This window comes from Desulfovibrio sp. (assembly GCF_034006445.1).
Lineage (GTDB): Bacteria > Desulfobacterota > Desulfovibrionia > Desulfovibrionales > Desulfovibrionaceae > Desulfovibrio.
Genome location: NZ_JAVESS010000001.1, coordinates 354,916 through 380,748, shown reverse-complemented (window position 1 = coordinate 380,748; position 25,833 = coordinate 354,916). Strand labels below are relative to the sequence as shown.

The 25,833-nt window shown below is 53.1% G+C and carries 22 protein-coding genes and 2 tRNA genes; 19 read left to right on the top strand and 5 right to left on the bottom strand.

Annotated elements, in window-relative coordinates; genetic code table 11:
* The first annotated feature begins 79 nt into the window (after positions 1–79).
* From RBR41_RS01590 to RBR41_RS01560, 7 genes are all read left to right on the top strand, one after another.
* Complete coding sequence (locus tag RBR41_RS01590) at positions 80–982, top strand: ATP-binding cassette domain-containing protein (RefSeq protein WP_320350454.1); 903 nt, start codon at positions 80–82, stop codon at positions 980–982.
* Positions 979–2,286, top strand: a complete 1,308-nt coding sequence (locus tag RBR41_RS01585; protein ID WP_320350452.1) for an ABC transporter permease — start codon at positions 979–981, stop codon at positions 2,284–2,286. The genes RBR41_RS01590 and RBR41_RS01585 overlap by 4 nt, the downstream gene beginning before the upstream one ends.
* Complete coding sequence (locus tag RBR41_RS01580) at positions 2,276–3,982, top strand: formylglycine-generating enzyme family protein (protein ID WP_320350451.1); 1,707 nt, start codon at positions 2,276–2,278, stop codon at positions 3,980–3,982. Before RBR41_RS01585 ends, RBR41_RS01580 begins: the two co-directional genes overlap by 11 nt.
* A 14-nt stretch (positions 3,983–3,996) precedes the next feature.
* Complete coding sequence (locus RBR41_RS01575) at positions 3,997–4,899, top strand: NAD(P)-dependent oxidoreductase (protein ID WP_320350448.1); 903 nt, start codon at positions 3,997–3,999, stop codon at positions 4,897–4,899.
* Between the two features lie 102 nt (positions 4,900–5,001).
* Positions 5,002–7,035, top strand: coding sequence for an alpha-amylase family glycosyl hydrolase (locus RBR41_RS01570; RefSeq protein WP_320350447.1), 2,034 nt, complete (start codon positions 5,002–5,004; stop codon positions 7,033–7,035).
* Positions 7,036–7,089: 54 nt separating this feature from the next.
* Positions 7,090–7,166: transfer RNA gene (locus RBR41_RS01565), tRNA-Pro, on the top strand.
* A 377-nt stretch (positions 7,167–7,543) separates the two neighbouring features.
* The gene (locus tag RBR41_RS01560; protein ID WP_320350445.1) at positions 7,544–8,380 is read left to right on the top strand and encodes a DNA adenine methylase; all 837 of its coding nucleotides are present in this window, start codon (positions 7,544–7,546) and stop codon (positions 8,378–8,380) included.
* Positions 8,381–8,650: 270 nt separating this feature from the next.
* Here the strand turns inward: RBR41_RS01560 and RBR41_RS01555 are convergent, their stop codons facing one another.
* The 4 genes from RBR41_RS01555 to RBR41_RS01540 are packed head-to-tail and all read right to left on the bottom strand — an operon-like array spanning position 8,651 to position 12,054.
* Positions 8,651–8,827, bottom strand: coding sequence for a hypothetical protein (locus tag RBR41_RS01555; RefSeq protein ID WP_320350444.1), 177 nt, complete (start codon positions 8,825–8,827; stop codon positions 8,651–8,653).
* Positions 8,824–9,492, bottom strand: a complete 669-nt coding sequence (locus tag RBR41_RS01550; protein ID WP_320350441.1) for a response regulator transcription factor — start codon at positions 9,490–9,492, stop codon at positions 8,824–8,826. The genes RBR41_RS01555 and RBR41_RS01550 overlap by 4 nt, the downstream gene beginning before the upstream one ends.
* Positions 9,485–10,954, bottom strand: coding sequence for an ATP-binding protein (locus RBR41_RS01545; protein WP_320350439.1), 1,470 nt, complete (start codon positions 10,952–10,954; stop codon positions 9,485–9,487). The genes RBR41_RS01550 and RBR41_RS01545 overlap by 8 nt, the downstream gene beginning before the upstream one ends.
* The gene (locus tag RBR41_RS01540) at positions 10,951–12,054 is read right to left on the bottom strand and encodes a phosphate/phosphite/phosphonate ABC transporter substrate-binding protein (protein ID WP_320350437.1); all 1,104 of its coding nucleotides are present in this window, start codon (positions 12,052–12,054) and stop codon (positions 10,951–10,953) included. The genes RBR41_RS01545 and RBR41_RS01540 overlap by 4 nt, the downstream gene beginning before the upstream one ends.
* A 114-nt stretch (positions 12,055–12,168) precedes the next feature.
* Here RBR41_RS01540 and RBR41_RS01535 point away from each other — a divergent pair, with 114 nt between their 5' ends.
* From RBR41_RS01535 to focA, 10 genes are all read left to right on the top strand, one after another.
* On the top strand, positions 12,169–13,941 hold the full coding sequence (locus RBR41_RS01535) for a formate--tetrahydrofolate ligase (RefSeq protein ID WP_320350435.1): 1,773 nt from the start codon (positions 12,169–12,171) through the stop codon (positions 13,939–13,941).
* Positions 13,942–14,280: 339 nt separating this feature from the next.
* Complete coding sequence (folD, locus tag RBR41_RS01530; RefSeq protein ID WP_320350434.1) at positions 14,281–15,174, top strand: bifunctional methylenetetrahydrofolate dehydrogenase/methenyltetrahydrofolate cyclohydrolase FolD; 894 nt, start codon at positions 14,281–14,283, stop codon at positions 15,172–15,174.
* Positions 15,175–15,549: 375 nt separating this feature from the next.
* Complete coding sequence (locus RBR41_RS01525; RefSeq protein ID WP_320350433.1) at positions 15,550–16,650, top strand: NrtA/SsuA/CpmA family ABC transporter substrate-binding protein; 1,101 nt, start codon at positions 15,550–15,552, stop codon at positions 16,648–16,650.
* A gap of 79 nt (positions 16,651–16,729) precedes the next feature.
* Entirely contained in the window at positions 16,730–17,596 is an 867-nt protein-coding gene (locus tag RBR41_RS01520; protein ID WP_320350432.1) for an ABC transporter permease, read from the top strand.
* Between the two features lie 3 nt (positions 17,597–17,599).
* Complete coding sequence (locus RBR41_RS01515) at positions 17,600–18,421, top strand: ABC transporter ATP-binding protein (protein ID WP_320350430.1); 822 nt, start codon at positions 17,600–17,602, stop codon at positions 18,419–18,421.
* Positions 18,422–18,432: 11 nt separating this feature from the next.
* Positions 18,433–19,221: an ABC transporter permease gene (locus tag RBR41_RS01510; protein ID WP_320350428.1), complete on the top strand. Its 789-nt coding sequence runs from the start codon at positions 18,433–18,435 to the stop codon at positions 19,219–19,221.
* A gap of 112 nt (positions 19,222–19,333) precedes the next feature.
* Entirely contained in the window at positions 19,334–20,176 is an 843-nt protein-coding gene (locus RBR41_RS01505) for an ABC transporter ATP-binding protein (RefSeq protein WP_320350426.1), read from the top strand.
* A 60-nt stretch (positions 20,177–20,236) separates the two neighbouring features.
* Positions 20,237–21,127 carry a 3-methyl-2-oxobutanoate hydroxymethyltransferase gene (locus tag RBR41_RS01500; protein WP_320350424.1) on the top strand — a complete coding sequence of 297 codons (891 nt, stop codon included), beginning with the start codon at positions 20,237–20,239 and terminating at the stop codon, positions 21,125–21,127.
* 69 nt (positions 21,128–21,196) lie between these two features.
* Complete coding sequence (gene folE2 / locus RBR41_RS01495; protein ID WP_320350422.1) at positions 21,197–21,991, top strand: GTP cyclohydrolase FolE2; 795 nt, start codon at positions 21,197–21,199, stop codon at positions 21,989–21,991.
* A gap of 57 nt (positions 21,992–22,048) precedes the next feature.
* Complete coding sequence (gene focA / locus RBR41_RS01490) at positions 22,049–23,068, top strand: formate transporter FocA (protein ID WP_320350420.1); 1,020 nt, start codon at positions 22,049–22,051, stop codon at positions 23,066–23,068.
* A gap of 352 nt (positions 23,069–23,420) precedes the next feature.
* Here the strand turns inward: focA and RBR41_RS01485 are convergent.
* Positions 23,421–23,497: transfer RNA gene (locus tag RBR41_RS01485), tRNA-Pro, on the bottom strand.
* A gap of 218 nt (positions 23,498–23,715) precedes the next feature.
* On the opposite strand from RBR41_RS01485, the gene RBR41_RS01480 reads away from it, so the two are divergent.
* Both RBR41_RS01480 and RBR41_RS01475 read left to right on the top strand, forming a co-directional pair.
* Positions 23,716–24,642 carry a glycosyltransferase family 2 protein gene (locus RBR41_RS01480; RefSeq protein WP_320350419.1) on the top strand — a complete coding sequence of 309 codons (927 nt, stop codon included), beginning with the start codon at positions 23,716–23,718 and terminating at the stop codon, positions 24,640–24,642.
* Between the two features lie 14 nt (positions 24,643–24,656).
* On the top strand, positions 24,657–25,652 hold the full coding sequence (locus tag RBR41_RS01475; protein ID WP_320350418.1) for a glycosyltransferase: 996 nt from the start codon (positions 24,657–24,659) through the stop codon (positions 25,650–25,652).
* Positions 25,653–25,833 lie beyond the last annotated feature (181 nt).

The window sequence follows — 25,833 nt, the reverse complement described above, 5'->3', positions numbered from 1 at the left end:
ACGTTGTGGCGCGCTGCACTTTCGTGCAGCCTTAGAGCATTTACGCTTTTCAAAGTTACAATGCCCTAAAAGGATCGGCATGAATAATCTGGTCTTTTCATTACGTAATGTGGGCAAAAGCCGTCCCGGTGCGGATGGCTTTTGCCTGCATATAGACGGCCTTGATGTTGTCCGTGGCAGCCTGCAGGCCCTGGTGGGGCCAAGCGGCTGCGGCAAAAGCACCGCGCTTGATCTGCTGGCTGGCATACTGCGCCCTGATGCGGAAGCGGCTGCGGGAGCGGCTGGAAGCGCGGCGCGGGTAGAACGTGCAGTGCAGACGGGAAGTGCAGCACTGGCGGAAAGTGCTGAACCTGTGGAAGCGCCTTCACGCCGGGAACGCCGCTTTCTATTCAGCCCCACCCCAAATGCTGCCAACGACATGCTGGAAAAGTGGCGCAAAAAAGACCTGAACTCCCTGGCCCGCCTGCGGCAGCGCCATCTTGGCTATGTGCAGCAGACAGGCGGCCTGCTGCCCTTTCTGACTGCCCGTGACAACATCATGCTGCGTTGCAGCAGTCTGGGGTGCGTGACAGAACGCAGCCAGCAGATACAGGGCATCGTGGACGGCCTCGGTATCGGGCGCCTGCTCGAACACTACCCCGCCACCCTTTCTGTGGGCGAGCGCCAGCGGGTCGCCATAGCCGCCGCCCTGGCGCATGCGCCCGAAATGGTGCTTGCGGACGAGCCCACAGCGGCCCTTGATCCCATGCATGCGCGCAATGCCCTGCGGATTTTCGCAAATCTGGCCCAAATGATGAATATTACCGTGCTGATGGTGACGCACAGTCTTGAAATGGCTGTGGAGGCGGGCTTTAGTCCCATCCAGGTGACGCTCGATCAGGGCGGGCTGGGCGCCATATCCCGCATCGATCACAGGGTGGAAGACAGCTCCACTGCTCCCGACTTTGGACAGCAAGCAGAACGGCAAGGAGCACAGCCATGAGTACGGGCATGAGTACGGGCATGAGCAACCACGCCGCTCCTGTGCGCCGCACGAGGACTCTGAGGCAGATGCTGCGCCTCTCCTGGCGGGATTACGCCTATGAAAAGCTGCTCTCGGCCTGCGCGATCCTTGGTCTGGCCGCCGTGCTCACTCCCCTGCTGGTTCTCTATGGCGTCAAATTCGGGGTGATGCAAACCCTTACGGACAGGCTGCGCAGCGAGCCGCGCACGCTTGAGATTTCCCCTGTGGTCAGCGGCCGTTTTTCCATGGAATATCTTGATGAGCTTGCCGCGCATCCCGACGTGGCCTTTGTGCTGCCGCGCACGCGCTCCATTGCCGCCACCATGGATCTTGTGGCTGGGCAGGGCACAGAGCGCACAACTCTTGTGGTTTCACTGGAGCCGACAGGTACGGGCGATCCGCTTCTCAAGCGTTATGGGGCGGCCGAGCCTGTCATGCCGGAACATCCCGACAAAGAGTCCATCGGCGTGTCCCTGTCGGCCTCGGCTGCGGAAAAGCTCCATGTAGCCATGGGCGACACCATCACGGGCCGTGTGGAGCGCCGCTATGCCGGGCAAATGCAAAGCGTGCGCGTTCCCTTGCGCGTTGTGTCCGTGCTGCCCCTTGCGGCACAGCAAAAGGATGTGGCCTTTATTCCGCTACCCCTGCTGGAAGCCACTGAAGACTACCGCGATGGCCGCGCCGTGCCCGAGCTTGGCACAAACAATGGATGGACAGGGGAAGCCCGCCCGCAGGAGGCCCGCCTGTACCCCGGTTTCAGGCTGTACGCCAGGGATCTCGATGCTGTCATGCGCCTGCGCCAGGGGTTTGCGCAGCAAAAGCTCGACGTGTACACCCATGCGGAAGAGATTGAGCAGATCAACAGCCTGGCTCGCGCCCTGAATCTTGTTTTTGCCCTCATTTGCGCCGCCACGGCAGCCGGATTTCTGGCCTCCACCACAAGCAGCACCCTGGCCAGCGTCAAACGCAAGGAACGCACGCTGGGTCTGCTGAACCTGGCAGGCTTCACCACTGGCGAACTCATGCTGCTGCCCTTGACGCAATCCCTGCTTACCGCCCTGCTGGGCACATCTCTGGCTTCGGGTCTGTATGCCCTGGCAGCCCTGGCCATAAACCAGCTTTTCAGTTCCAGCCTCAGCGGTATGGAACAGGTCTGCCGCCTGTTGCCACAACATTTTCTGCTGGCCTTCGCCGCCGTGGCAGGTCTTGCTCTGGCGGCAGCCCTCGGGCCTGCTTTGCGGGCCGCGCGCATAGAACCTTCGGAGGTTATCCGTGAAGTGTAAGTACTGCTGTCAGGCAAGTCTTTTCCTGTTCAGCCTGACGCTGCTTTGCTGCCTGCTTTGCCTTATGGCATTGCCGTCTCCTGCCACTGCAGCCCTGGCCCGCAAAGGCGAACTCAGCCTGGCGGACGCCACTAATCCCAAACCCGCAGATGACGACATAATACTGCCCATGCCCTGCAACCTGAGCATGGCGTTCAAGCTGGTGGCTGTGCCCGCCAAGGGGCTGCTGTGGGACATGCCCATGCGGCCGGGCATTGACGACAGCGCCAATGCCGATCGAGCGTATTATGACCGCCGATACAACACGGCTCTTTCCGGGGCGTTTTCTCTTGAAGATCTGCCGCCGGACTGGCGCAAACTGGCCCCCAAGGGGCAAAACTACTTTTACCTTGTCGCCAAATACGAGGTTTCCAACCTGCAATGGCAGGCCGTCATGGACAATGCCTGTCCGGCAACACAGCCTCTCGCAGGCGAAGCTGCAAAGCCCGTTACCGACATAAGTTGGTACGCGGCCGTGGACTTTACGCAAAAATACACGGCCTGGCTGTTGCAGAACTCGCCCCAGTCATTACCGCACTTTTCAGGCGACAACCGCAACGTGGGCTTTATGCGCCTGCCCACGGAAACAGAATGGGAATATGCCGCGCGTGGCGGCCATATGGCAGGCAGCCAGCAGCTTTTGCAGGAAGACTTTTTTGCCTTGCCCCCAGGAGCCAATAAAGAGGATTACGCCGTATACCGGCCGGAAGGATCCGCCCGCGTCGAAGACACCGCCAATATAGGGTCACGCAAACCCAATCCTCTTGGAATTTATGACACGGCTGGCAATGCCGCAGAAATGGTGCTGGACGCCTTTCGCTTTTCACTGGCTGGCCGCCTGCACGGCTCCGCTGGCGGCTTTGTCCGCAAAGGCGGCTCCTTCCTTTCTGGCGAGGCCGAAATCTTGCCCGGCCGCCGTGAAGAAACCCCGTTCTTTATGGCCGATGGCCCTGCGCATTCGCGTGACATGGGTTTTCGCCCTGTTATTTCCGGCATTAACACACCGGGCGGCAGCCGCCCGCAGGAATTGCAGGCAGAATGGAGCAAGGCTGGCGAATCAATGACCGCAGCGGGCTATGACACGCAGGCCGCGCGTAATCCGCTTGAGGAACTCGACCGCCTGCTTGTGTCCGCCCCCAATGAGGCCGTGAAGAAGAACCTTCAGGAACTGCGCAATACCATTAAAGAAAACAATATCACGCTCGAGCGGCAAAAACAGCTTGAGGCGCAGTCGCTCATGCGCACCGGCGTGTACATGACTGAAACCATCCGCAATTACTCCAGCAGGCGCAAATCGCTGCAATCACAGATTGAGGGCATGCAGCGGGACAGCAAGACGACCAAGGGGGCCGAACTTGAAAAACTGCGCCAGATAATGGATACTGCCCGCAGAGGGCTTGTCATGCTGGATACCAGCCTGGACAAGTCTTTGACCTTTTACCGCAGCAAGGTGGAGGACGGCGCAAAATTAACGCCGGAAACGCTGTCGGCTGCCTATGACTCTCTGAGCAAAGACTTCAGCGGCAGTGATCCCTTCAACGAAAACATGCGGCGCAACCTTGAGTTGTACCGTAACCATGTGGACTTGTTCCGCAAAAATAAGGTACTGTCGCGTGAGGCCATGCAAAAGGAAATTTTGGAACGTCGCTTTCAGTAGCCAAAGGAGTTTTTATGGCTGATAAAATGCGCATTGGGTGGATTGGCACTGGCGTTATGGGTTTATCCATGGCGGGGCATCTGCAGGCCGCAGGCTATCCCCTGACTGTATACAACCGCACCCGCGCCAAGACCGAACCGTTGCTTGCCAAGGGGGCGCAGTGGGCCGATACCCCGCGTGAAGTAGCGGCCAAATCCGATGTGGTCTTTACCATTGTAGGCTACCCCCGCGATGTAGAAAGCGTGATTCTTGGCGAAAACGGCATACTGCAGGGGCTGGCCCCAGGCGACCTTGTTTGCGACATGAGCACGTCCAGCCCCGTTCTTGCGGAACGCATCGCCGTGACGGCTCTGCAGCAGGGCTGCGTCTCTCTGGATGCCCCCGTGACGGGCGGCGATATCGGCGCCCGCAACGCGACCCTCTCCATCTTTGTAGGCGGTGAAAAAGAAGGGTACGAAAAGCTTGAGCCCTGCTTCAAGGCAATGGGCAAGAATATTCTGCACTGCGGCGCGGCCGGTTTCGGCCAGAAGGCCAAACTTGCCAATCAGGTGGCCGTTGCTGGCGTCATGTTCAGCGTGTGCGAATCCTGCTTTTTCGCGCAGGAAGCAGGCCTTGACGTGGCCAAATGGCTGGAGCTGGTGGTGCAGGGCGCTGCCGGCAGCAAGGCGATGGACACCCTGGGACGCCGCATCCTCAAAAGTGACTTTGATCCGGGCTTTTTCATCAATCACTTCATTAAAGACCTCGGCCTCTGCCTTGACGAATGCCGCCGCATGCAGATTGTACTGCCCGGCATAGGCCTGGCTGAACAGCTGTACCGCAGCATGCAGGCCAGAGGTCAGGGCGACCTGGGCACCCAGGCGCTTATTGACTGCCTTGCCACCCTTTCCGGCAAACAGTGGCGCTCGCACAGTTAGAACAGCCTTTCCCCGCCCGGCAGTTACGTCTGCCGGGCGGTTTTGCCTGCATGACGTGTCTGCGCCCCCTCTCCCTGGGCGAACCAGTTCGTGGAGGCCGCCATGACCCTGAACATTCCACAAAATCCCTTGCAAGATCCTGAACTGGAGTCCTACCGCTCCTTTCTGCTGGCACGAAGCGACAGATTCACAACTGAAATGGAGCGCATACAAACCCTCCACAGTTCCCTGCGCTCGTACGCCAACCTGCACGCCACCCTTGGGGTGCACCAGGCCAAAGACGCATCGGGACAGCCCGTATGGCGTCTGCGCGAATACATGCCCAATGCAACCGCAGTATGGCTGACCACAGACAAGCTCAACTTCCAGCGCCATGCGCGCTTTCAGTATCAGCGCGGCAATGACGGCTTTTTTGATCTCACCCTGCCGCAGGACGCCTTGCAGCACGGCACCTATATGGAATTACGCGTCCAGGCTGATGAAATCCCTGATGAAGACCCGCAAGCCCGCGCATTGCGCAGGGTACCTGCCTTTGCCCAATGGGTTGAGCAGGACACGACCATGCCGGGTCAATGGTGCGCCCGCCTCTGGCAGCCTGATGCGCCGTTTCGCTTCAGGCACCACAGGCCGCGTCTGGAGGCCTTCCCCCGGATTTATGAGGCGCATGTGGGCATGGCGCAGCCAGCCCTGCACCGTAGCGCCGACAGTGTGGGCAGTTACGCCAGTTTTACGCGCCATATTCTGCCGCGTATCCGTGAATGCGGCTATACCGTTGTGCAGCTTATGGGCATTCTTGAACACCCGTTGTACCGCTCCTTTGGGTATCAGGTCAGCAGCTACTTTGCGCCTTCGTCGCGCTATGGCACGCCGGACGAATTCAAGGCCCTGGTTGACGCCGCGCACGGGCTTGGTCTGGCGGTTGTGCTCGACATTCCGCACGGGCACGCCTGCCCCAACACCGAGCAGGGGCTGGCGCAGTACGACGGAAGCAATTATTTTTTCACCAGCCAGCATAACCAGTGGGGCACGCCGTCATTTGACTTCAGCCAGGAAATGGCGCGGCGGTTTCTGCTTTCCAACTGTCGCTACTGGCTTGAAGAATTCAGGGTTGACGGCTTTCGCTTTGACGCCGTGGGCAACATCCTGTACCGCGATCACGGCAGGGATGACGACTTCATCCACGTCAGCCATTGCTTTTATGACCGTGTGGGCCTGCCGCGCACCGACGAGAACGGTGAACTGTACCTGTGCCTCGCCAACACGCTTATCCATCAGCTTTGCCCCTCCGCCCTTTCCATTGCGGAAGAGTTTTCGGGCATGCCGGGTCTGACCTGCCCGCCGCAAGACGGTGGGCTTGGCTTTGACTACCGCTTTGCCATGGGCATACCCGACTACTGGGCCAAATGCATCGAAGAGCCGCGCGACATGGGCAGCCTGTGGCACGAAATGACCAACTACCGCCCGTATGACCGCACCATCAGCTATGTGGAGTGTCACGATCAGTGCATCAATGGCGATGATGCCATGATATGGCGGTTGCTCGGCAATCGCATGCACAGCCACATGTCTGTTTTTACGGACGACTGGCACGTGTCGCGCGGTCTGGCCTTTTACAGACTCATGCGGCTCATCACGCTGGCGACGGCCGATGCTGGCTATCTGAACTTTATGGGCAATGAATTCGGGCATCCCGAATGGCTGGACGCAGAAGCCTACGCCCACAGGCAATGGCACCTGGCCGATGCGCAAGACCTCAGGTACAGCCTGCTGGCGGCCTGGGACAAGGCGCAAATGCAGCAACTTGTACGCCAACACCTTGAAAGTTTTTGCCACAAGCCGGTGTTCCGCTTTATTCATGAAGAAAAGCGCCTGCTGGCATTTGAGCGCGGCCAGTTACTTTTTGTTTTTAATTTTCATGAGCTTGAAGCGCAAAAATCCCTGACTTTTGCCGTCACTCCCGGCAAATATGTGGAGATGATGAGCTCTGACGACAAACGCTATGGCGGGCACGGCAACCTTGATGTCGAAGGGCAGGTAACGGAGCATTTTACCACCCCGCTGCCAGACAGGCCGGAGGGCGATATTCACCTGTATTTGCCGCCATTAGTGGGACTTGCCCTGATTCGCCAAAAATAATTTTGAAAATGTGTTGACAGACCAAGTGGTTCAGCGTAGTTATCTTCCTCGCGTCGGGATGTAGCGCAGCCTGGGAGCGCACTTGAATGGGGTTCAAGGGGTCGAAGGTTCAAATCCTTTCATCCCGACCAGCTTAAAAGCAAATGAAAAATGCCGTTTAGGGTAAAACCTGAACGGCTTTTTTCATTATTAAAGATATCAGTAAGTTAGGTATATTGAAGAGATTATGGACACGACAACACACTCTACTCACGATACCATGAAAATGTGGTTATCCCCTGCCTCGGCACACCTGACCGGGTTACGGCATAAACAGGCTATCAATCGATGATCTTGTGACAACCGGAACCAAGAGATCTTCAAGATAGCTACCTATTTTTATGACGATTTTTTCCTCTACCTGGTATTGCCTGGGTGAAATTATCCACGAAACCCGAAGGACTACGTTGGCTTCGCTCTGTGATAGTATGGCTGTGTATTGCTATTTGTGAGGACGGGGATTTTGGCTATGAAAAAGAAAACGTTGGTTACCCCTGTGCTCAAATGGGTTGGTGGCAAGCGCCAACTGCTGGCCGTGCTAAAACCACTCTTACCGCAGAGGATTTCTACATACTGTGAGCCATTTGCAGGCGGCGGCGCACTGCTTTTCAATTTGCAGCCTAAAACCGCCTATGTAAACGATATTAACAAGGAATTGATCCGCGTCTATGAGGTCATAAAACGTGACGTTGAAGCCCTTATAGCCGCATTACAAGACTTCAAGAATGATGCTGACTTTTTCTATTCTGTTCGCGATTGGGACAGAGACAAAGAAAAGTACTCTTTATTAACTGATGTTCAAAAAGCCGCTCGCATTATCTACCTTAACAAAACCTGCTATAACGGCTTGTTTCGCGTTAATAATGCTGGGGAATTTAATTCTCCGTTTGGGAATTACCGTAATCCTAATATCGTTAATGCTCCGATGCTGCGTGCTGTTAGCGCATATCTGAACGCTGCCACAATTCATTTGACATCAATCGATTACGCTGAAGTTTTGCAAGGGTTGCCGAAAGGGACTTTTGTTTACCTTGATCCACCGTATGATCCTGTTTCAAATACTTCCAGCTTTACAGGGTATGCAAAGGGTGGTTTTTCTCGTGATGAACAGATACGGCTCCGCAACTGCTGTGATGAACTGCATAGATGTGGGTTGAAGTTTATGCTTTCAAATTCTGCAACGGATTTTGTCAAAGAGCAGTATAGTGCTTATAGAATTACTGTTGTACAGGCAAAACGGGCGATAAATTCCGATGCGACAAAACGCGGTGGAATTGATGAGGTGGTGGTGAGAAACTATAAATAACTCATCAAAAGCTATAAACGACACCACCCAGGAGCAATTTTTTGCCAGCCACTACGTCCTCAACCGCATTGCATAACAAGGTCGGCGTGATCTCCACCTTGCATATAATACGTTTGGAGAACATCGCCTGATGGCAAAAAAGGTAAGATCATGCACAAAGTGGTCCACAGTGCAGGCAGTCTTGTTGACGCGCAGCGTGCCGAGGGCCGGGGATCGTCATAGCTGGCCGTATCTGTCAGGCAGGGGCCAGGCCCCGGCAACTCCATCGGCTTACTTACAGGATCCGTGGTAGTGCCCGGCATGGCTGAAACAATGGCGACATATTGAGACATATTGATCTGCTATGGCGTTCAGCAAAGAGGATTTGCCGATATTGCGCCGGGCGAAGATGCCGATGTGCAGCCGTGTGGAGCGAGGCGTTTCCAAAAGGGCGGTATCAGGATTCATTCTCCGTCCTCGAAGTGCAGAGGTGAGATCAGATTTTCTTGTATGGCGTAGAATACCAGCTCAGGCAGATTTTTTGTGCCGAGTTTTTGCATAAGGCTGGCACGATGTTTTTCCACTGTTCGCGGGCTCAGAAAAAGCTCTAGGGCTATCTGTTTGGTCGTATGTCCGGCTACTACTCCTTTCAGTACCTGGCTCTCTCTTTCGGAAAGTGTAGTAGCATTTTTAGTGGAATGGCGGCGGCCCAGGTAGCCGTTGATTACGTTGGCCTGTATTTGCGAACTCAGGAAAAAACGGCCCCGGTTGACGGTGCGGATGGCGGCCAATAAGTCGCTTGGCGGCGAGGCTTTGAGTACAAAGCCCAACGCGCCCTGATCCAAAGCCTGCTGCACCAGAACATCCTTTTTGTGCATGGACAAAACAATAATACGCACATCTTGCACCTCACGCCGCAAAATGGGCAGGAGCTCTATTCCGGAAATGTCGGGCATGGAGATATCCAGCACCAGTACATCTGGTCTGAGCGTGCGTACCGCATCAAGCACATGGCTGCCGTCCTCGACGCCGCCCACCACCTCCATATCTTCTTCTGTATTGACAATACGTTGTACACCCTCGCGGACAATAGAATGATCGTCAGCGATGAGAACGCGAATTTTGTCACCCATGACGCTCTCCTGGTGTTCTTTTTTCTGTAACAAAAAGAAGAGGAAGAAAAACATCAACAGTACAGCCTTGATTCGGGGCTGAGGTTACTTCCAGGTAACCTTCCACAGAGCTGGCGCGTTCTGCCATGCCGAGAAGACCGATGCCGGTAACGTCGCCACGAGGGAGGTCGTATTCCGTCTGTTGTCTAAAGCCTTTGCCATTGTCTTTAATGCACAAAAAAATCCATTCGTGCATTATGTCAAGGGTGACAAAGACTTCTGTAGCTTCAGAATGGCGAATGATATTACTCATAGCTTCCTGCAGAATGCGAAATGCCGTCAGTTCAATATATGGTGCAAGTCTTTTTTCCAGGGCGGTTATTTTTGAGGTAAAGGTGAGGTTGGCGTGCTGCTGACCATGTTCCTGCAAGAAGGCCTTGATCATGAGCGGCAGCCCCAGGTGTTCCAGCGCCACAGGGTACTGGTGCGCCGCCACGCGTCGGATATCTTCTCCCAGCCGCTCCGCGCATTCCGCCAATTTGGCGCACAGTTCCGAAGCGCCATCACGGTCCTTGACGATAAGCTCTTTCATGGTGTGCAGCCCGAAGACAAAGCCCGCAACGCTTTGTCCGAACTCGTCGTGCAGGTCGTGACCTATGCGACGACGTTCTTCCTCGTTGCCCATCATGATATTTCTGGTCAGATGGTGGATGCGCTCCTCTGCATCCATATGTTCTCTGATTTCGCGTTGCAGTTCATTACGGCTGCTTTGCAGCGAGTCCATAGCTCCATTCAGGGCTGAAGCAATATGGCCGATTTCGTCGTTGGCAATAATAGGTATGTGCTTGGTCAACTGGTTTGACCGCAACCTGGCCACGCCCTCCATAATGCGGTGTATCTGCCGGAATATGGAGGATGCCAGCAGCCATGCCGCCAACCCGCCTATGACCATGGCAAGCACGGTGTACGCGATACCTTGGTTGCGCAGAGTCTGCAATTGGGTCGAGACTCTGCCCAGATCCGTACCCAACAGTACCCACCCTAAGTGCCGATTTTCTATAATCACCGGGGCCGCGGCGTGGATGGACGTGGAATCTTTTCGCCAGATGTGCGCTTGCTTTCTGCCGCGCAGCAGGACTATGGCCTCGGGGCCGGTAATGTAACGCCCTTGCTGCGAAGGGTTGGAATGGACCAGCACCCGACCGTCAGTCTCGACCACGGCCGCATAGGTGGCTGTGAAGTCTTTGACGCTTGCCCGCAGTACTTCATCCATTCCCATAATATCTTCAGAAAGCAGCCATGAGGACATGTTCTCGGCAATAAGACGCGAAAAATTCACGGTTGAGGATTCCGCCTCTGTAGCCAGAAATATCTTTTGGCGTTGATATACATCCACTACAAAAATTGACATCAGGACAAAATGAACAAGGGTTACATTTACTACAAGTTTTGTCCTGACACTTAATGTTTTATTTTTATTCATGGCTGAAGTACGCTAAGCTCTTTTGGAAAAGTGGATACGTAGTCTTTCATAAAATTGACTACGGGTTGATATGTGTCAATAGTACATCGCTCAAAATGCGAAAGTGTGAACTCATGAAGAATTTCTCTTCCGTCCGGAGAATTTACTAAATCCACAAGAGCGTCCATGATAATGCGCGCATCTTTTTCCGGCATATCGTCACGCACCAAAATAGCATTGTTTACCAACGACGGTGTTTTCCAGAGTATCTTCAGTATATTGTTGAATTCCGGGCGCTCCCGCATAAGCAGCTGCCATGGCATGGGCCATGTGGCGCCTACATCGGCATTGCCCAACACGACATTCATGATGACAGACTCCTGTGAACCCACAAAATGTATATCCGTATCTTTAATATCAAGTCCCCGGTTGTGCAGGTAATATAAAGGCATCATGGTGGCGGCCAGGGCCGTGGGCGAAGGGAAAGCCAGTATCTTCCCCTTGAGGTCCGCGATGTCTGTGATGCCAGAGTCCCTTCTCGCAAAAATAATGCCGCAAAACTGCGAATCGTCCCCCATCTTTCCTATGATTCGGTATCCGTGTTTCACGGCTTGCAGAGCCTGTGAGGGATTAGAGAGCGTTATTTCAAAGTCGTTTTGCCGGGTCCGGGCCTCGAAGCTTTGGTAATTGCGCGAAGCCACCAGCCGGACTTTGAAGCCGCATGCCTGGCTGTTGATTTTGTCCATCATGCGGATGAAGACGCTGAACAATCGGCGGGGGTTATAGAGAGGATGAACGGCAAACCGGTAGACTACGCCCTCCTGAGCGCAGACGGAATGATTGCCATACTCCGGGTAATTGGCCTTGTCGTTATCCGGGGTCGTCATCATTGAGAAAAGGAATCCCCCAAGCATCAAAACCGCGTACAACGGCAGAAGCCAGGGCCGATAGCTGGGGGATTCGTCTTCCGTGGGTTCCACAGCGGTCGTCAACACCCCATTCTTCTCCTTTCGTTTATCTTGCCCCAAAAAACTACTTACTGCACTAGGCAAGAGTACCCAGAATCTGTTCGGGATGTACCCAGAAGCTTTTAGGGCAACTTCTTTTTTTTTACGGGACATTCCGACTAGTTGCAGGCATGGGCGCGCGATAATCAACAAGGTGTCCGTATAAAGTCGGATTGCAGTCGCATGGTGCGACTTGTTCGACGGCGGTTACCTTAAGGAGAATCAACCATGCTCAACCCTGTACAGCACGCCGACTGGGAAATCGCCCAGGATGCCGAAACCCGTATGAAAAGCATTTATGATTTGGGCCGGGAGATCGGGCTCGAAGAAAAGGAGCTTCTGCCATACGGGCACACCATGGGCAAAATTGACGCCAATGCAGTCCTGACACGCCTGAGCGGCCGGCCCAACGGCAAATATGTGGACGTTACGGCCATTACGCCCACTCCCCTGGGCGAGGGCAAGTCCACAACCACTATAGGCTTGGTGCAGGGTCTGGGCAGGCTGGGGCAAAAGGCCTCCGCAGCTATCCGCCAGCCATCGGGCGGCCCGACCATGGGGGTCAAAGGGTCAGCCGCCGGGGGCGGCCTTTCCCAGTGCATTCCTCTGACCAAGTATTCTCTGGGGTTCACCGGCGACATCAACGCCGTGATGAACGCACACAACTTGGCCATGGTGGCGCTGACCTCGCGGATGCAGCACGAGCGCAATTATACCGACGACAAGCTGGAAAGCCTGTCGCACATGCGCCGCCTCGACATCGACCCCACCAATGTGCCTATGGGTTGGGTCATCGATTTCTGCTGCCAGGAACTGCGCAACATCATCACCGGCATTCCCGGCAACAATGGCAAGGCGGACGGTTTTATGATGCAGTCCCGCTTCGATATAGCCGTTGCCTCCGAAGTCATGGCCATTCTGGCCGTTGCCACGGATCTTAACGATCTGCGGGAACGCATGGGCAAGATCATCGTGGCCTATGACCGCCTGGGCAATCCGGTGACGACCGACGACCTGGAAGTGGCCGGCGCCATGACCGCCTGGATGGTTGATGCCGTCAATCCCAACATGATCCAGACCATAGAAGGGCAACCCGTGCTGGTGCACGCCGGCCCGTTTGCCAATATCGCCATCGGGCAAAGTTCCATAATTGCGGACCGGGTGGCCCTGAAGCTTTCCGACATCCATGTGACGGAATCCGGCTTCGGCGCAGACATCGGCTACGAAAAGTTCTGGAATCTTAAATGCCACTACAGTGGCTTGACCCCTGACGCTACTGTCATTGTGGCCACGGTGCGCGCTCTCAAAAGCCACGGCGGCGCGCCTGTGCCCGTGCCGGGTCGGCCTTTGCCCGAAGAATATAGGTCGGAAAATGTGGGATTTGTGGAAAAAGGCTGCTGCAACCTGCTGCACCACATCCGCACCGTCAAAAGCTCCGGCGTGTCACCTGTGGTTTGCATCAACGCCTTTGTCAGCGATAGCGACGCAGAGATCAAAAAAATCCGCGAGCTGTGCGAGGCTGAAGGCGCGCGCGTGGCCCTTTCCCGTCATTGGGAAAAGGGCGGCGAAGGGGCTGTTGAGCTGGCTGAGGCCGTGCTCGACGCCTGCGAGGAAAAGACGGTATTTAAGCCATTGTATTCCTGGGACATGCCCTTTAAGGACCGAATCGAGCTTGTGGCCAAAACTGTGTACGGCGCGGACGGTGTGGAGTACTTGGGGGACGCATTGGACAAGCTTGAAAAAATGCAGCAGCGCCCCGACGCCGGAAAACTTGGCCTGTGCATGGTAAAGACGCAGTACTCTCTTTCCGACAACCCGGACCTCAAAGGGGTTCCGCGTGGCTGGAATTTGCGCATCCGAGACGTACTGCTGTATGGCGGCGCCGGCTATGTGGTCCCAGTGGCCGGGAAAATCTCTCTCATGCCGGGAACCGGATCCAATCCCTCCTTCAGGCGCGTAGACGTGGATACAGCCACGGGCCGCGTGCACGGCATCTTTTAGCTCCCTGCAATGCTAATAGTGCAACTCCCAACATTATTAGGATGTTCACGTTGGCGATCCGCGCAGCCAGGCTGCGTTTGCGCCTTTGTGACGGGCGCGGAGCAAATGCCCCAGCATTTCATCGGTGAAATGCTGGGGCGACCACAGGGCATGGCGCAGGGGCAAGCTTCCCGCACAAGAGGGCAAAAAGGCGGCTGCTCTTGGCAAAAGTAAAACAAAAGCCTGCAAGAGACACCTGGCCAGCGTATTTTTAAGATTGCAATGGCCAGCAGAACCACGCGCCACGCAAGGACAAGGACGTTTATTTCACAGTAAACTTTACCTTTTTTGGAGATGCGTATGACAGCTGAAATAATCAGCGGCACTGCAATGCGCGCCACAATTCTGGCTGAACTACATGATGAAGTTACTACCATACGCAGCAGGTATGGCTGCGTACCCGGCCTTGTAACCATTCTTGTTGGCAATAACCCGGCTTCTGTCAGCTATGTATCACTGAAGATAAAGACGGCAGACAGCCTGGGTTTCCATGAAATACAGGACAATCAGCCCGAAGACATCACCGAAGCGGAACTGTTGGCCCTTATCAACAGGTATAACAACGACCCATCCATTCACGGCATTTTAGTGCAGCTTCCTCTACCGCGGCATATTGACGCGACAAAGGTGCTTTACGCCATCAGCCCAGAGAAAGATGTGGACGGATTTCACCCTGTAAATCTTGGCCGCCTGCTTATCGGCGGCAAAGCAGTCAATTTTCTGCCGTGCACTCCCGCCGGCATTCAGGAACTGATCGTGCGGTCCGGGACGGAAACCAGCGGCGCTGAAGTCGTAGTAGTGGGCAGGTCCAACATTGTGGGCAAGCCCATTGCCGTCATGATGGGCCAGAAAGGCAGGGGGGGCAACGCCACAGTGACCCTGGTGCACACGGGTTCTCGAGATCTTGGTGCCCATTGTCGGCGGGCGGACATCCTGATTGTGGCCGCCGGAGTGCCCGGCCTCGTCAAACCGGATTGGATAAAGCCTGGGTCCACGGTCATTGATGTGGGCGTTAACCGCGTAGGGTTCAATGAAGACACAAGTAAACCCATTCTTTCTGGCGATGTGGATTTTGAAGCAGCCAGACAGGTGGCGGGCAAAATCACCCCCGTACCCGGTGGCGTTGGTCCCATGACCATTACCATGCTTATGAAGAACACCATCAGATCCGCATGGATGCATCTGCGGCCATAGGGTGTCCTGCGAGGTTGAGACGCTTTGGCGGCTGCGCAAACAACTTCACCATGGGGCCAAGTAGTCCCTTTGCGGGTGAAGCCAGGAGAGCGTCGTACAGGGTTCGGTTGGCTTTATGAATGCATCTTCGCCGCACCGCACGGCTTCACGGAAACAAGGGGGCCGGCCCCGCTCTTCGGCGTGCCGCCCCCATACGGTATTTCTACCCATGACAACGTCAGATTTTACCTAGTGAAGTTGGGGATCGCCGGGGCGTGATTAGGGAGTCTTCCGGCTAGGTTTAACAGGCTTTTTGGCGCAACTATTTCATCATGAACGTATTGGTTGAGAACGTTGTGTGGATCAGGACCTTTTTATTCCCAAGGAGTGTTTATTATGCGTAAACTTCTCGTGTGGGTTTTTGCCGTTTTCCTTTGCTTCGGCATGGTGACGCCGTCCTTTGCCGAAAAAATTGTGGTCGGCTACCAGCCGTACGACACCATTTCTTATTCGGCCATAGTGATTCGCGCCAAGGAAATTTGGAAAAAGTACATGCCTCAGGGAACCGAGGTGGAGTTTGAAGGGGCTCTGCAAGGTTCCGTCATCGTGAATGCGATGCTCGCGGATAAGCAGAGCATCGGTTATCTGGGCGACATGCCCGCCGTAGTCTGCACGACCAAAACCAGTATTGCACCCATCAAGCTGGTGGCGTCCCTGGGGTTTTCCGCCGGGCAGCGCTGCAATGTGATCATGGTGCGCGCGGACGCCCCCCAATTCGCTTCGCCTGAAGACGCCGTCAAATGGCTGGACGACAAAACGATCGCGACGCCGAAAGGCAGTTGTGCCGAGCGTTTTCTGCGCACCGTCATGGAGCACAGTAACATTAAGCCCAAGACCATCCTTAACGAATCTTTGGAAGTTATCGCCACCAACTTCCGCGTAAAAAAGATTGACGCCGCTGTGTTGTGGGAACCCACGGTGAGCCGCATCAGCGATCTCGCCGGTGAGGGCGTTGCTCGAGTTGTCGCCACCGGCAATACGTTTGGCACTCCTGATGCCGGATTCGTCGCCATGCGCGCAGACTTTCTCCAGAAGCACCCCGACTTGGCTCTGGCCTGGCTGAAGGCCGAGTTGGAAGCGCAGCAATTCATTCTTGATCCCAAAAACTGGAACGAGGTAGCCCAGCTTGTTTCAGCGCAGGCTACCGGCATCACGCCGCTTATGGCTTGGTTTTCCATCTACGGGCAGATCCCGGCCCAATGTGGCGGCGCACCCGAGCGCGACACCAAGCCTTACATTTTCACGCCTGCCGTACACAATCTGCTGGAAGGCACATATACCTTCCTTTTCAAAAACAAGATCATCGACGTCGATCATGCGCCCGCCGGCGCCATTGACGACTCACTGGCCGTCAAGGCCGCAAAGGAACTGAATGTCCATGTGCCCTTGGGCGTCATTGTGCCCAAGGATATCTCCACGGCCAATCTGCCCAAATAGCGGGCAGAATATTGCGAGAGGGGCGGCAACGCCCCCTCGCCCCTGTTCATGTTTGAACACACCCTGAGGAGGATGGTTCATGCTTGAAGTCGCCGCGTCTGCGGGCGAAGTCCCCGTGGAGAAAAAGAACAGTATTGCCGTTCGGATCCTGCATAGCCTGACAAACAAAGATTCGAGAAGAGGTCTGTTGCTGGGGCTTATCGGCACTGTAGGGTTCCTGTTTTTCTGGTGGCTGGCCACGGAAAAGCTCAAATTACCCCGATTTGAAAAATTGCCTGGGCCCGTGTTGTGTTGGAACGAATTTATATCACGTGATCCAGTCTTTGGCACGTCCATTTTCACGCCGCAATACTACATGCATATCATGTGGAGTTGCCTGCGCATTCTTGCCGGCTTCACTATTGCCACTTGTCTCGGCGTCCCTTTGGGCCTGTTTATGGGCTGGAAGAAAAAAGTGCGCGATTATGCCTTCCCCGTACTGGAATTGTTGCGCCCTATTCCCACAATGGCGTGGGTTCCGTTGGCTATCCTGATGTTTGCAGGGCGCGAGGCTCCCATCATATTCCTGGCTTGTTTAGCCTCTTTCTTTGCCACAGTACTGAACACTCTGCTGGGCGTCGATTCCATCGACGAGGTTTATTTTCGCGCCGCCAAGTGCTTGGGTGCCTCCGAGCGGAATGTGTTCACACGCGTGGTTATCCCTGGTGCTTTGCCTTTCATCTTCACGGGGTTGCAGATCAGTATGGGCGTGGCTTGGTTTTCGCTGGTGGCGGCCGAGATGCTCTCTGGAGAATACGGCCTTGGCTACCTGATCTGGGATTCCTATGTCCTGAGCCAGTATCCCGTCATTGTTATCGGCATGGCCACGCTTGGGCTCATTGGCTATTTCTGTAGCGCGATTATCCGCATGGTCGGCAATCAGCTCATGCGTTGGACGGTGAGGTAAATCATGTCCAGTGAAGGCAAAATCAGTATCCGCAATGTGAGCAAAATTTATGACCCCGATGGCCTCAATGTCTGCGCAATAGACAATTGTTCCCTGGAGCTGGACGCGGGTGAGTTCTGCATGGTCGTCGGCCCTTCGGGCTGTGGCAAGACCACGCTTCTCAATGCCATTGCCGGGTTTCACGACATTTCTTCGGGCGAGATATATCTGGACGGCCAGCTTCTCTGCTCTGCCAACAAACAAACTCCCCCCGGCAAGGAACGCATTGTGGTTTTTCAGAACGGGGCTCTGTTCCCCTGGTACACTGTGCTTGAAAATACCACGTTCGGCCCTGTGGTGCAGGGAGAGGACGAATCTTCAGCACGCAAGAGGGCCATGGACCTTTTGGGGGAGTTGGGCTTGCAGGCCACGGCCAACAGTTATCCCGGGGAACTTTCGTCAGGCATGAAGCGCCGTGTGGAAATAGCCCGCGCGCTCATGAACGACCCCAAGGTTCTGCTGCTCGACGAGCCTTTTCGTGCCATGGACGCCGTGACCAAGGGCGTTATGCACGAGTTCCTGCTGCGGGTTTATGACCGGGTGCGCAAAACCATTTTTTTTATCACGCATGATTTGGAAGAGGCGATCCTGCTCGGCAGCAAAGTAGTTGTGATGACCACCAGACCTTGCCGTGTAAAGCAGATGATCAACGTAGATATCCCTCGCCCCCGCGACATCAGGGTGCAGACATCCGAACGGTATTGCGAGCTCAAAAGCCTCATCGTCAATGCCGTGCATGAAGAAGCATACAAGGCCTTTGAAGCCGGTGAGCGCGAGCTCGCATAAAAGGAACAGCCATGAGCAAGAAAAAAATTCCCTTGCTGGCCAGGCTGGAAACCATCGAATTCCAGCGCGGCGTCATTTCCATCATCACGCTCATTGTCATTTGGGAAGTAGGACGCTCCTTAAAGTTCCCCATGCTGGAATCCATGCCGGCCCCGCATGAGGTTCTAGGGGTGCTCGGCGGGCTTCTGGCCGAACCATCTTACTGGCAAAACTGGATGGCAAGCATCTATCGCGTGTTTAAAGGTTTTTTGTTTGCACAAATCGTCGGCATTCCCTTGGGCCTGACCATGGCGGCGAGCCGTACCTTTTTCGGCATTGTCTTTCCTTCTTTTGAAATATTGCGGCCCATTCCGCCTTTGGCGTGGGTGCCCATCTCCATCATCTTTTGGCCGACAACGGAAATGTCCATTACCTTTGTAATCTTTTTGGGCGCATTCTACACCGTGGTGCTCAATGTGGTCGGTGGCGCCAAGAATATTGATGCCCGTCTTACCCGCGCGGCCATTTCGTTGGGGGCGCGTCGCTGGGACATCTTTTGCAAAGTTGTGCTGCCCGCGACCCTGCCCAGCATTTTCACCGGCATGGCGGTCGGCATGGGCATCACCTGGGAAGTGGTGGTCGCCGCGGAGATGATCGCCGGCAAATCTGGCCTGGGCTATCTCACATGGTCGTCCTATGTCGGCGGGAACTACCCGCAGATCGTCATCGGCATGATGAGCATTGGCGTGGTGGGCTATCTGTCCAGTTCCGCCATCCGCAAGCTCGGCCATTATTGTATGCCCTGGACAAGAACATTCTAAACCTGTCTGTCATGGAAAATCCGGGACGTTGCGCTTGTCGTGCGGCAACGACTAATTTTCCGCGCGGATTCCCCAGGCTTTGCCAGAGCCGCGTAAAAACCAAGGAGCGAATATGGCCTCCTCTGAAATGGTCGTCAGCGACCTCCGTAAGACATACGGATATGGGCAGAAGGAAAAGATTATTCTGGAAGACTGCTCGTTCACCCTGCGCGGTGGAGAAATCACGGTTCTCATTGGTCCGTCCGGAAGCGGTAAAAGCACCCTAGTCAACCTGCTTGCCGGTTATGAAATGCCGGATTCCGGAAACATAACGCTGGACGGCGTGAAAGTGAAAGGCCCCGGCGGAGATCGCCTGGTCGTCTTTCAGGAAACGGCGCTTTTCCCGTGGATGAGCACCTATTCCAACGTGGCCTTTGGTCCTCTTGTGCAGCGAAAAATCGCCACAGCGCAGGTGGAGGCACGGGTTTCAGCCTTGCTTGAAAAAGTGGGGCTTCAAGACTTTCGCAACAAGTACCCCTCGCATCTTTCGGGAGGCATGCAGCGTCGGTGTGAGCTGGCGCGCATGTTGGCCAACATGCCAAAGGTCATGATGCTGGACGAACCTTTTCGTGGCCTGGACGCCATGACAAGGGAAATCATGCAGGAATATTTTGTTCGTCTGCTTGAAGAACAGAAAGGCACTGTCCTTTTTATTACTTCAGAAATTGATGAAGCCATTTTTATGGCCGACAGATTGCTTATCATGAGCAATGCCCCTGGCAAGATTATCAAGGAGATAGAAATAGATCTGCCGCGTCCTAGAGAAAAGGAAATCCTGCTTTCTTCCAAGGTGCAGCACTACAAAAGGGACGCGATGGATCTGCTCCATGCAGAGGCGCTTAAAGCTTTTTCATCCGGCAGCAGAGCTGTTCAAGATTTTCTTGAAGGCTATGAGCGCCAACAGGAACTGGTGTGATCCTGCCCGTATCCGTCACCGTTATCGCCATATCAGGCGAAAAAACAAAGGAGATTACCCATGGCTGAAACACAGGCCCCCACTACCCAAAAGCGTAAGCACGTCACCATTCCCATGTTGATGAAGAAAAAGCAGGCCGGAGAAAAAATTACCCAGCTCGCCGTATACGATTTCGCCAACGCCCGTGTGGCGGACCGTCTCGGCGCGGACATCCTGTGCGTTTCTGATACGGGCGGCATGGTGCTGTTCGGGCACCCCAACACCACGTCTGTTACTTTTGAAGAAGTCATGCTGATGGCCCAGGCCGTTGACCGTGGTTCGCAGTACGGCCTGCGCATGGTTGATATGCCCTATATGAGCTTTCATCTTTCTCCCCAGCAGGCCGTGGACAACGCCGCCCAGTTTGTACATCGCGCCAACGCAGAAGTGATGAAGTGCGAAGGTAACCAGTATCATTGCAAAAATATAGAAGCCATTGTCCGGGCGGGCATCCCTGTTCAGGGGCATATAGGCATTACCCCTATGCGTATGCCGCAGCTTGGCGGGTTTGCCGCTCAAGGGAAAACCGCTGATCGCGCCAAAGAGCTTATTGACGACGCTCTGGCCATGGTTGACGCCGGTTGTTTCTCTATCATGTGCGAAGTGTGTACCTCCGAGCTGTGTCAGTACTTGGCCGAAACCCTGCCTGTGCCGGTCATTTCACTGGGTGCCGGAAACAAAGCTGATGGCGTGCATATCATCGGGTCCGACCTGTTCCACCTGTATGAACCCCATGTGCCCCGGCATTCAAAAATATATGAAGACCTCATCCCCATCATGGAGCGCGTATACACACAGTACTTTGATGAGGTGCTGAACGAGGTTTACCCCGGCCCGGAACATACGGTCTTCATGAAGCCGGATGAACTCGCTAAGTTCAAAGAAATGCTGCACTGGACTCCCAAGCGTTAACTCTTTTCCTCCTCCTGCGTCACGCGAAGGCCCCCGTCTGCCAATGGGGGCCTTCGACAAGAGGTTTCCATGGAAGATGTTCAAATCGGCCCCGCAACCATTCCTCTGCACATAAACCGGGTGGGCGTGCGGGGCATATCCATGCCCATGCTGGTGCGTCGTCGTGGTTCTGACATGCCGCAACATACAGTGGCCGATGTGGAACTGGGCGTGGATCTTCCCCCCACATTCAAAGGCACGCACATGAGCCGGTTTGTGGAAACTATCCAGAGACATGCCGGCCTAGGCTTGGATTACAATGTAATCAGTAAAATACTTGAAGAGATGCGTGACCACTTGCGAGCGGAACGATCTTTCGCATCTTTTGGTTTTAAATATTTTTTGGACCGTAAGGCCCCGGCCAGCGGCATTGTTTCTACCATGCACTATGCCTGTCGTCTGGCCGGAGAAGCCGTGCCGGTTTCCAACCGGACTCCACCCTGGCATGTGCGGCACTCTATGGAAGTCGTTGTCCCGGTCATGACCGTCTGCCCGTGCTCCAAAGCCATCAGCGATGTCGGGGCCCACACCCAGCGTACGGAAGTGCGCATGACAGTGCAGATGTCCGGATGGGTGTGGATTGAAGAGTTGATTGATATAGCCGAATCCTCCGGCTCATCGCCAGTATATACGCTGCTTAAACGTGAGGATGAGAAGTTTGTTACTGAACATGCTTTTGCGCGGCCCGTCTTTGTAGAGGATGTCGTGCGCAATGTGGCTGCGGCATTGTCTGAAAATCCAAATATATCCCATTTCAGGGTTGAGGTGGAAAGCGCTGAATCCATACATGCGCACAATGCGTTTGCTACCATTGAATCCTGCTAGTGTTGGAAAAAAACTTTCATATTTCAGTGTGCTTTATCAATTTTTTATCATACTGTTATGTTTTATAAAAAATGCATTTATGAACAAATTATAAAGCATCTTATTCTGTTTCATAATATTTTTATAGAAAAAGAAGCGGTATTACGGGTAATGCTTAAGGAGTGGATCATGAATCATATCGCTTTTGACGCGCTTAACCCCGCGCAACTGTATGAAAAAGTTTTGCCCGTCATGGAAGAAAAGGCCATGAAAAATCGGCGCAAAGTTTTCCTGGCCGCAGTAATGGCCGGAGTATTCATTGGGCTGGGGTTTGTTTATTGCGCTATGGCTAATGTGGCCGGCGCGGGGAAGATTGTGGGCGGCCTGGTATTCAGCCTGGGGTTGATGCTGGTTGTGGTGTGCGGCGGCGACCTGTTCACGTCATCGACTCTGACGCTTATTCCCCGCGCCCACGGCTCAGTTACCTGGCGGCAGGTCTTTGCTAACTGGGGCGTAGTTTACGTCGGCAATTTTGTGGGCAGTATTCTGCTGGTCATGATTGTGCTGCTTAGTGGACATCCATGGGAAAGCGGCGGCAATGTGGCGTTGTTCTATATTAACACCACCGCGCACAAGCTTGATCATACATTTGTGGAAGCTGTATTCCTGGGTATCTTGTGCAACCTTATGGTTTGTCTTGGCGTATGGATGAGCTATGCCGGGCGTTCCTTGCTGGATAAAATGGCGGCTTGCCTTCTCCCTGTGGGACTGTTCATCGCTTGTGGTTTTGAACATAGTGTAGCAAATATGTTCATGATTCCCATAGGCATCATTTGCAGTCAGATTATGCCGCCAGAAGTGGCGGCCAAACTGGCGTCTCCCCATGCGCTTACTTCAGAACTTACTTGGTGGAATTTTTTGATTAAAAATCTTATCCCCGTCACCTTGGGCAACATCATTGGCGGGGGCATTCTGGTGGGGCTCTATCAGTGGAATCTCCACAGTCCCATAAGGAACAAGCAGTCCGACAGATTCTGCCCTCCTGAAAATCCGAGGCACAACGGCCTGCACGACCTTCACGGTGACGGACGCGCCTGAGATAAACGCTCCGCACTGGCCGCGAGAAAGAGCAAGGATGCCCCGGCAACGGCCCTGAAACAACTTGCGACAGATCTTGAGAAGGAGTTGCTGTATTGCCCTCCATTCTCCCTTAAAGGCCGCTTGATTCATGGGGGCCTTGCAAGCGTTGTCTGGAAAAACGAAGAAGGACTTCCAGGAAGCTTTTGAGAGCGGAGATATAAAGGGTACTGAGACGGTGAGCGCGCGTAAGGTTCCCAGTTAATCTGAGTGCATCACATTGCTTCATTGAAAAATCTGACACAGAGATGGCACAAATCTACAGGCAACAGAAAAGGGGCTTACGAATTTCTTCGTAAGCCCCTGAACTTTCTGGTCGGGATGAAAGGATTTGAACCTTCGACCCCTTGAACCCCATTCAAGTGCGCTCCCAGGCTGCGCTACATCCCGACATGAAAAAAAATAAAACAATTTCACAATATAAGCAATAAAAAAACGTAAGCCTCCTGGCAGGCAATTATACTTATGAACGGCAGCAGTTTGATTTTTTATTCATATTGCCATAAAAAAAACTTTATGAATATTGCAAACAAAAAAGGGAACCGGCAGTACAACCTTCGCTGCACTTAGGTGCCATTTTAACAAAAATCGTCAAAAGAGCACTTATCATGGGATGCGTACAGGATTTGATCACTGTAATTATTCCAGCGCATAATTCAGGCGAATACATAAAATTTGCATTAACAAGCCTTGAAATGCAGTCATACGCAAATTTTGAGGCTCTGATTATTGACGGTTCAACTGATGACACATCAAATTTAATTAATGAATTTGTTCATTATGATCATCGATTCACGTCATATAAGATACAAAACTTAGGCCCCGGCTTTGCAAGGAATTTTGGAATAGATAAGGCGAAAGGAAAATATGTAACGTTTATGGATCATGATGACATGGCTGCTGAAAACTGGTTAGGTGAGCTACATGCCATGGCAACAAGAGAAGAAACTGATATTACTTTTTGTTCAGGATTTGATTTTTCCGGTGATACTGTTTCCCTTTTAGAACTGCCACCAATCCCAGATTCTGTTTATATGCTTAACGATACAATCCGAAATCAAATAAGTTGTCTGTTTATTGCACCATGGTTAAAACTCATACCGCGAGAGTTTATTACCAAAAATAAACTCAAATTTTCTTTGGACAATAAATTTGATGATGTGTTGTTTCATTTTTGTGCAATGCATGCTGCCAAAAAAATTGCCTTTACTGAAAAGCGGCTCTACTATCATCGCATTCATGATGGCTCTATAACCAGCAAATCTATAGCAAACAAGAATTTATTTTTTTACCATTACAAAACACTCTATGATTTAATTTTATATAAGCATGACGAAAAATTGATACATCGATTCATGCGTTTTTTAAGCTCATATTCAGAACATGTTGAATCAGATCAGGTCTACACAAACATACACCATACAATATCTGAATATTTAAATCAAAAAAATGACGATGCAATACTCAAAACTATTAAATCTCTATTTCTCTTCTCATGGGAGCTTTTCTTGGACAAACCAATAAAAATTAATTGAGCAGGATTACATATATGAATCCGCCCGTTCTTAATATCACCATACCCGTGTTTAATCGGTTTCATCTTACGCAAAAAACAATTCTAACCCTGCGCAAAACGGTAACAAGTATTCCTTTTACGGTGACCGTAGTTGACAATGGAAGCGAGACTGCGCTGCGAGAAAGACTGGTAGAACTGCGCACTCACGGGTTGATAGACAATCTTTTTTTACTCCCCTGTAACATGGGTATTTCTTGCGCTTGCAACATTGGGTGGAAATCTGTTGATAGCCCCTATTACATGAAGCTTGATAACGATATTGAATTTATTGATGTCAGCTGGTTGGATAAACTCTTTCGGCTCTGGTCCCACGGGCATCCAGTGTCTACCCTTGGCCCCGCATTAACCCCCGAGCGGCTTAGACGGAATCCTGGCACTATCGAAAGTCAGGATGGCATTTTGGGCATTTGCACTGAAAACCTGCCCGGCGGCGCCATCATAATACCAAAAGCTGTCTCAGATGTTCTGGGCTACTGGAGCGAAGACTATGGCCTTTATGGGGCAGAAGATGGGGACTATGGGGTGCGCATGAACTGCGCTGGTTTTTTTCAGTATTACTATGACGATCGCGATTTTTTCATACACCACGGATACTATGGAGGTACGGAGTACGTAGGAACGGGGGTAGACAAAAAGAGTGAGCATGCACGCCTATTCAAGGATGAGGCTGGTGGTTTCGGCCTATTTGTTTTGAACTATTATCTCTACAACATGTGCATACGAAACTGGAAAGTGCCTTTGCGCTACCGCATAAAAGACATGAATGGATATAATGTCGTGCTGGAAGAGAATCCAGAACATGCACAGATACAAATAGCGTTACAGCGCAGTAAAAAATTTTTGGATGGGCTGTACAATACAGGTAAAAAATACAACATATATTCTGAGGCAGTGGTGACTCATTTAAAAAAAATATGGAAATCATGTGACCAAACATGCTCAATGCACAACATTGAACCTTCCCTTTAGAAGAGATCAACTTTTAGGATGCATTTTTTGCGCTTTACAGTCTCGGCTTCAGCGCTGACAGACCAACTGATGGCGCTTGAGACTTCGCGGGCAATAGCGCTTTCACTGGCGCCAAAGTGGTTTCAAAGTGAAATTGCCCCAACGCGACAAAATATCAGCGTTTATTCTTGTTCACACATCA